At 57.6% G+C, this 1,496-nt stretch carries 1 pseudogene; it reads right to left on the reverse strand.

Going from position 1 to position 1,496, the window contains the following annotated elements:
* Positions 1-324: 324 nt before the first annotated feature.
* Positions 325-1,346: pseudogene (locus tag B7449_RS12825) on the reverse strand (IS110 family RNA-guided transposase).
* Between the last annotated feature and the right edge of the window lie 150 nt (positions 1,347-1,496).

Genomic DNA, 1,496 nt, shown 5'->3' on the forward strand with positions numbered 1-1,496 from the left:
GCAGCGGACAACCCGACAGGCCGGCAGGGAAAAATCAACCTCGACGCGGATTTCTTCTGTGGTTGCCGTCCGTTATGCAAGAGTTTTCTGACCCATATTGACGTGTGATCGTGTGCGGTCTTCTGTAAGGCCTGTTGATGTGGCCTTTCAGAAGCCACTGGCCAGTATGGTGATCAGCGGATCAGATCCAAATCTCACAGGCGTGCTTTAAAGCACAGAGAAATCCACTGGTTTTTCCGATCCGGATCAGACGATCATGCGCCCATTCAGGTCATCGCCCTCTCACACCCCTACCGGTTCCATCCGCGGGAGCCGAGCCATCGCTCAGGCTGCCAGGGACAGGGCCGGATCCCGATAATCCTCCTGTTTTGTTGCCATGGCCCAGATGGCTCGTGCCATCCTGTTGGCCAGCGCAATGGCTACCAGCATACGGGCTTGCGGGCCAGCATCCGTGCCAGCCAGCTTCCCGGTGCAGGGGCCTTACGGCTGGCCCAGTTCACCTGGGTCATGGCGCCCATGATGAGAAGCCTGCGGATATCAGCCTGCCCGGCTTTTGATATCTTCCCCAGCCTTTCCTTTCCGCCAGATGAGAACTGACGGGGCACCAGCCCCAGCCACGCAGCAAAGTCGCGCCCGCGCCGGAAGCTCTGCAGGTCAGGCGCAAAAGCTTCAATCGCAAGAGCGGTCAGAGGACCCACTCCAGGCATGCTCTGCAATCTGCAGGTGTTTTCACTTTCCTGGGCAAGCATCCTGATCTTCTTTGTTCTGACATCAATCCGCACACTCTGCTCCGAAATCTGTCGCAGCAGATCAAGGCATTCCTGCTTCACAGCCTCTGGCAGAACCGCCTCATCCAGCATGGCTTCAATGTGTCTGATATGCGCAATCCCCTGTGGCACGACGAGACCGAATTCATACAGAACGGCACGCAGGGCATTCACCAGTTCCGTGCGCTGGTGCACCAGACGCTGCCGGGCCCGGAAAAGAACGCCACGCGCCTGCTGCGCTTCAGTGCGTGGTTCGACAAAGCGCATTTCCGGCTGACGGGCCGCAATGACGATCGCTTCCGCATCAGCAGCATCGTTCTTCTGGCGCTTCACGAAAGGCTTCACATACTGCGGAGCGATCAGTCTGACCTCGTGACCAGCTCCTGCCAGTTCGCGAGCCCAGTAATGCGCGCTCCCGCACGCTTCAAGAACGACCAGAGCAGGCGGCTGCGTGGCCATGAACTGCATAAACTGCTGACGACGCAGCTTTTTGCGAAACATCACCTCGCCCGCACGCGAAGCTCCATGAACCTGGAAAATGTTCTTTGCCAGATCAACGCCTATCACTGTATCCTTCATCTGCCGTCCTTTCGCGCAGTCGTTTCTTCCAACGACCATTCTGGCACATTGCGATGCCGTGCGGGGAGGACGGCAACCACCCCATCTCACACTTGAGGCAATTTCAGGTCATTTTGTAGAATTCAGTCATCCCACAGGAGCCCGATCTGG

The organism is Komagataeibacter intermedius TF2 (assembly GCF_000964425.1).
Taxonomy (GTDB): Bacteria; Pseudomonadota; Alphaproteobacteria; order Acetobacterales; family Acetobacteraceae; genus Komagataeibacter; species Komagataeibacter intermedius.